This is a genomic window from Nitrobacter vulgaris (assembly GCF_031453995.1).
GTDB classification, from domain to species: domain Bacteria; phylum Pseudomonadota; class Alphaproteobacteria; order Rhizobiales; family Xanthobacteraceae; genus Nitrobacter; species Nitrobacter vulgaris.
Genome location: NZ_JAVDPZ010000028.1, coordinates 47837 through 53836, shown reverse-complemented (window position 1 = coordinate 53836; position 6000 = coordinate 47837). Strand labels below are relative to the sequence as shown.

Sequence of the window (6000 nt, the reverse complement as noted above, 5' to 3'; positions counted from 1 at the left end):
CAAAGGGATCAACCTAGCCACTGGACGGTTTTTACTCCGCCCGCACCGACATCACGCCGGCGCTCCGTGGCCTACTTTGTCACCGCCACGCACAGCAAATGAAAGCCGGTGAAGGCGCTCCATATAATGCATATAGGCAGTACTGCAACGCGATGCTTGACAGGCTGCGGGCAGCGCCCGCGCAGATAACCAGCACGAACAACTTCTTCAACGAACGATAGACTTCCAAGCGGGGAGGAGATCAACGAGTGACCCCTTCAAGGATTTGCAGAACAGTATAGCTAGGAATGCGGCGCTGATATCCGAGCCGACAGATCATGTGCTTCTCAAACAAGCCGAGGGCAGCAAGGGTCATATTTCGATGAAGGCAGTCAGCGACGAATACAATCGATTGATACTGCAATAGATAGAACGAAACCGGCCTCGCGGTTTTTGGTCGCGATTGTTCGGCGGATAGCCCCCGACAGACTGATCTAGCCCGGAGCACTTACCAGCGTGTATTCCGACCAAATCGTCTGATTGCGCCATGACGCCAGCCGCCGCACGCAATGAACGCAGTCCTCGCTATCGGTATCTGGGATTGGCGTGTCGTGATAGGTCACATCGTACACCGCTCCGCACTTGCAGGTTTCCTGTGCCATCACTGCTCCATTATGAAAACCAGAACCAAGGCCACGCGATGACGGCGACAAATGTTCCCCGTCGCGACGTGCTAGAAGCAACCGGTGCGGAAAGAAGCAGAATCTCGCTAGCGTTATAAATGGAGGATCGCGGATTCAATCCCGTCCGCCTTACTCGTGGAAATCGTCCTCTCGGCGACGAAATCAACACAGCACATATACAGCCTCGCTCAAGGATTTAATCCCGTGAGTTTAGAGGGTTGCTGTTTTCAGCCTCGTTTCTTCCAACCAAACAAACGGGATCATCAGCCTGGATGATTCCGGAATTTTCAACCCTGAGATGCTCGTTCGCGCGGATCAGAACGCGCAGCTTTTTAAGCGCGCGATACAGATCACGGGCCATAATCAACGCGTCGATATCCTTAAGATCTCGATAGATGTCCGGTGACTCTGCCGCCGCCTTTGAGGTCCAGGATTTGCAGACGGACTCATATGGCGTGAGGCCTTTGAGCGTTTTAAGCCGTCGAGCAAAATTATAGGCGTCAACGAAGTTGGCCAGATGAACGCGTAGTTCGTCATGGCTATCGTAATGATAGCGTTTGACCGTAGCCTCCTTGATAGTCCTGTTCATTCGTTCCACCTGTCCATTGGTCCACGGGTGGTTGGGTTTGGTTAGTCGGTGCTCAATGCCGTGCTCATTGCAAATCTGGTCGAAGCGATGAACCCGGTAGCGCGCCGTCCAACCATTGCGGTTGCGAGGCAGATCCGCGAACTGGATGCCATTGTCGGTAAGGATTGTATGCAGCCGATAGGGCACGGCTGCGATCAAGGCTTCAAGGAAGATGACCGCTGTGGGACGATCGGCTTGTTCATGCAATTGGACGAAGGCGAACTTCGAGGTTCTGTCGATTCCAACGAATATATAGAGTTTGCCTTCCTTCGTCCTGACTTCGGCAATGTCGATGTGGAAGAAGCCGATCGGGTAGGACTTGAACTTTTTCTTCGTGGCCGTGTCGCTTTCGATCTCCGGCAGCCGACTGACGCCATGACGTTGCAGGCAGCGATGCAGGGACGAGCGTGTCAAATGCTTGATCGTGGCCTGAAGAGCATAAAGACAATCGTCCAACGGCAACAGCGTGTGTCGGCGAAAGGCAACGACGATCGCTTCTTCCTCTACCGAAAGAACCGAGGATTTTGGCGTCCTGGGTCCGGTTGGAAGGTCGGCGACCGTAGAACGCTTCTTCCACTTCAAAATGGTCTTGGGGTTGACGTTATAGCGTGCAGCAAGCGCTCTCAGGCTCTCTTGACTATTTTGTATTGCTCGACGGACCGCCTCTGTCGTCGTGGCGCTTCCGTGAAGAATCTGTCCCATAGCGCACCCTTCCAATCCGTGGAAAAGATTGCACCATCAAACCCCGGGATCAAACACCTAGGACCCCCTCAGATTTTCTATTCCTTGATTTCAAATAATACAGTGTCGAATCAATTTCTAGTAGATCACGCCTGTCACGCAGTTTCTTAAAACGTCGAGGATACAACCTTCGATATTCCAAAAGACAGCCTCTTCCGGTTTTTCTTAAAACAGCCCTCACACGCCTGTCTATGTTGATAAAAGGTGATGGTGTCGTTCCTCTTCGAGTAGCTCTAATCGCGCGTTCGGCATAATCACGGATTATCACTGATTTCCAGAAAATCTCATCCGGCTTAATATCGAGCAAATCGATCGGTCTGCTGATGCCTGTGGCTTTCACGCCTGCTGGCGTTTCAAGACGTATCTCAATACGCGGCTTTTCTAGTTCTCCATCGAGCTTGCCCGGCTTGTCGTGATACTTAACGACGATCTTCGATGGCCTTCGCTGGCCATTGAGTTGGCGAATTTTCGTATCAATCGAATAGTGCGTGGCTTGAAAGCGAAAAGTCTCGTCGGTTGACCGTTGATATTTTTGCGCCGTGTACCGATCTAATAGTTCGACGAATGCATCGCGATCGACGTCATCGCGCACATCGAACTCATAGGCGATATGGACGGCGCTAAGAGAAACACCATTCCCGAAATATTCGTCGAGAATCTGAATCGCCTCAGCACTAAGACGCCAGCCCATGAAGTTTTCCCCTACCAAAACTTCTTCATCCCAAAGTTTTGAAACGCCTGCGCTTCGCAAAGCGTTTTTGAGTTCGATCGGAGGCCGCTTTATCCTCCAAAACTGTTCGATCGAGTCACAGTATCCACGGCCAAAAGCGATTGACTTGTTTGCAGCGAATAAGTCTCCAACGTGTCGGCGTCTTATTGACTTTGCCATTCTGTGAGGTCCTTGCGTATTACGTGGTGAATTGACTTGCTGAGTTTTGTAAGCGGGGCACCGTCGCCGCGCTTGGTGGTTTCGAATGACAGATCGTTTGACCATGGTAGGACCTCATAGGGTTTAGATTCAGAATTGCCCGACTAGCGGTCGGGCGCGGTATGGCGTCGTATGCCATGCGTCATTCATCGTCGGGGTCGGCGCTATGATCGTGATGATGTTCTTCGGCATGAGCCGATCGCTGGGCGGTCTTGACGCGCCATGGAGCGTCGCTGCAAACCTTGCCCTGCTTCTTCAGTTTCCGCTTGTGCACTCAGCTCTGCTGGGACGACGCGGCGCCAAGCTGCTGGCGCGCGCAGCACCCAGGCCGATTGGCCAAGACCTTGCAACGACAACTTACGCCACTATTGCCTCCGTGCAGGTAGCTCTGTTCTTTCTGGGCTAGTCTCCGAGCGGAATCATTTGGTGGCAAGCCCAAGGCTTTGCACTGGCAACTCTCTGCACTCTTTATCTCGTGAGTTGGCTCTTGCTTCTCAAAGCAATTCGTGACGCGGGCTTCGCGCAGCAAATAGGCTTTCTGGGCTGGTGGGCCGTCTATCGCATGGTCCCGCCATGCTACGCGCCCATGCCCCAACGTGGTCTTTTCCGTTTCTGCCGGCAACCAATCTACGTCGCCTTTGCGATGACACTCTGGACGGTCCCAACATGGACCCCAGACCAGCTCGAAGTGGCGCTCGTCCTGACACTTTATTGCGTGACCGGGCCACTGTTGAAGGAGCGTCGTTTCTCCCGTCGTTTTGGCGAACAGTTTCGGGCCTATCAGAAGCGGGTGCCCTATTGGCTTCCCTTGTACCGAAGGCGAATGCCGCCTGCCAAGCCGGACGACGTATGAAAAACGACCTCTCCATCTACGAGAAGCACGCTGACACATGGTGGAGCGGTGAGACTCGATGGCTGCGCACACTACATAAAATGGCGCCTGCGCGCATGATGATGATTGACCCGCTGGTCGGCGATTGGGTCAACAAACGCGTGTTGGATTTGGGCTGTGGCGGCGGCTTCCTTGCGGAAGAGTTGTCACGTCGAGGCGCCAAAGTTGTCGGCGTCGACCCATCGCACGGTGCGATTGCCGCTGGCGTGGACCATGCCCGTCTGTCCGGGCTCGAGATCGACTACATCGTGGGCGCCGGCGAGAGTATTCCATTGCCCGACGCGTCCTGTGACGTGGTCGTCTGTGTGGACGTTCTGGAGCATGTCGCCGATCTTCCCAGGGTGATTGCCGATGTCCGGCGCGTGTTGCGACATGGGGGGCTGTTCATATTCGATACCATCAACCGCACTTGGCTTGCCAAATTCGTAATCATCACTCTGGGCGAGCGCGTTCTTCGATTGCTGCCGCAGGGCGCGCACGACAGTGACCTCTTCATTAAGCCAACCGAGCTTCTCGAAGTCTTACTACAGGCAGGTTTTCAAGTCGGACCTATGTGTGGCTTCGGCCCACGTGGAATTGACCGGCACCTCGACTTTACGTTCGGGCCCCATCCGTTCGAGAGCATTATGTATCTTGGTCACGCGCGAGCCAGGTAGTAAAAATTTCTCGCACAAGCACACAAGCAATGAGCTTCGCGCTTAAGTATTCGACCGAATTGGTATTACGAGCGACTCCGTTTTCCCGATGCCTATCCGAGTGCAAAATTTTGCCCAATCAGCAGCCAGCTGCCGACGCTTCGCTAAGAGATCGCCGCGTCGATATGCGGCCTCAACCTTGTTGCCCACGGTATGAGCGAGCGCCATTTCCACAACATGATTGGGAAACGCGGTGCTCTCCGCGGCCCAATCGCGGAATGTGCTCCGAAAGCCGTGGACGGTGATGTCCACGCGGTCCATCCGCCGTAAGACAGCTGCCATGGCCATGTTGCTCAGACCACCGGCTCTTGGCCCGATGAAAACGTACGAATTGTCCTTTTCACGTGGCAGGCCTTTTAAAATTTCGACCGCTTCGTTGCTGAGCGCAACGCGGTGTTCGCGGCCTGCTTTCATCCTGTTACCCGGTACGGTCCATGTCCGAGCCGCGAAATCGATCTCGTCCCATTGAGCGCCCACCACCTCGCCTGTTCGGGCAGCTGTTAGAATTACAAATTCAAGCGCGCGCGCTGCCACGCCCTCCCTTTTTCTGAGCAATGCCGTGAAAGCCGGAATTTCGGCATAAGGAAGAGCCGCATGGTGCTCCGGTTTGGCGAGCCGCGCGCGGGCAGGCAAAACATGCTGCAGGTTGCCTTTCCAACGCGCCGGGTTATCGCCGTCCCGTAGTTTTCGAACAGTCGCCCAATCGAGGATGGCTTCGATCCGGCTGCGCACCCGACTGGCCGTCTCAGTTTTGATAGGCCAAATTGGCTCAAGGACCAATAGAACCGACCCTATGTCAATGTCCGCCACAGCGAGCTTGCCAATTTTGGGAAAGACATACTCCCTTAGGGTGGAGATGAACTGGTTGCGGTGTTTTGCATTTCTCCATTTCGCTTGATGGGCATCGAAATACGCCGTGGCAGCTTCTTGGAAAGTGACCGCCTTTGATATTTCTAGAGCCGCTTTCGTACGCTCAGCCTTGCGCGCTTCGATCGGATCGACGCCATCGAGAAGTTGTTGTCTGGCTTTTCGGGCGCGTTCACGTGCGTCCTTAAGGCTCACGGTATGAAGTGCACCAAGCCCCATCCAGCGCTCGCGGCCGTTTCGCTCAAAGCGCAGGAGCCAGGATTTCGCTCCGCTGGGCGTTATTTGGAGGCAGAGGCCTTGACCGTCGCCGTAGCGTCCCGGCGCTCTTAGCGTATCAACCTGCCGCGCATTTAAGGCCACCGTTCGGCCCCCGAATTGACCCCCGGCCGAGCAGCCGGTTCTCACCGGTTTATATCGGTAGTCGCTGGCGCTCAGTAAGGTCGTATCCTACAGTAACCTTAACGCTTTTTATCCACTAACGGCTCTCTCCGGCTTCTCTTGAGTTAGGCGGAGGCGGACTCCCTCTCCGCCAAGTTATTTTCATACTATATTGTTATTTCTATATATTTTCATGTAATTATGTTTTA

General features: G+C 54.2%; 6 protein-coding genes and 1 pseudogene. 3 read left to right on the top strand and 4 right to left on the bottom strand.

What is annotated here, in order from left to right; all coding sequences use genetic code 11:
• Positions 1-473: 473 nt before the first annotated feature.
• From GGQ85_RS15725 to GGQ85_RS15715, 3 genes and pseudogenes are all read right to left on the bottom strand, one after another.
• Positions 474-641, bottom strand: coding sequence for a hypothetical protein (locus GGQ85_RS15725; RefSeq protein ID WP_158081485.1), 168 nt, complete (start codon positions 639-641; stop codon positions 474-476).
• A gap of 445 nt (positions 642-1086) precedes the next feature.
• Positions 1087-1992 (bottom strand): annotated as a pseudogene (locus tag GGQ85_RS15720) (IS481 family transposase); the annotation flags it as partial.
• A 49-nt stretch (positions 1993-2041) separates the two neighbouring features.
• Positions 2042-2920 (bottom strand): hypothetical protein, encoded by an 879-nt coding sequence (locus GGQ85_RS15715; RefSeq protein ID WP_309775293.1) that lies wholly within the window; start codon positions 2918-2920, stop codon positions 2042-2044.
• Positions 2921-3125: 205 nt separating this feature from the next.
• On the opposite strand from GGQ85_RS15715, the gene GGQ85_RS15710 reads away from it, so the two are divergent.
• The 3 genes from GGQ85_RS15710 to ubiG all read left to right on the top strand — a co-directional run bounded on the left by GGQ85_RS15710 (position 3126) and on the right by ubiG (position 4507).
• Entirely contained in the window at positions 3126-3365 is a 240-nt protein-coding gene (locus GGQ85_RS15710) for a hypothetical protein (protein WP_201789004.1), read from the top strand.
• An 81-nt stretch (positions 3366-3446) separates the two neighbouring features.
• Positions 3447-3812, top strand: coding sequence for a methyltransferase family protein (locus GGQ85_RS15705; protein WP_201789003.1), 366 nt, complete (start codon positions 3447-3449; stop codon positions 3810-3812).
• Complete coding sequence (gene ubiG / locus GGQ85_RS15700) at positions 3809-4507, top strand: bifunctional 2-polyprenyl-6-hydroxyphenol methylase/3-demethylubiquinol 3-O-methyltransferase UbiG (protein WP_079445518.1); 699 nt, start codon at positions 3809-3811, stop codon at positions 4505-4507. Before GGQ85_RS15705 ends, ubiG begins: the two co-directional genes overlap by 4 nt.
• Before the next feature lie 42 nt (positions 4508-4549).
• On the opposite strand, the gene GGQ85_RS15695 is transcribed toward ubiG, so the two are convergent.
• Entirely contained in the window at positions 4550-5773 is a 1224-nt protein-coding gene (locus tag GGQ85_RS15695) for a tyrosine-type recombinase/integrase (RefSeq protein ID WP_079445517.1), read from the bottom strand.
• Between the last annotated feature and the right edge of the window lie 227 nt (positions 5774-6000).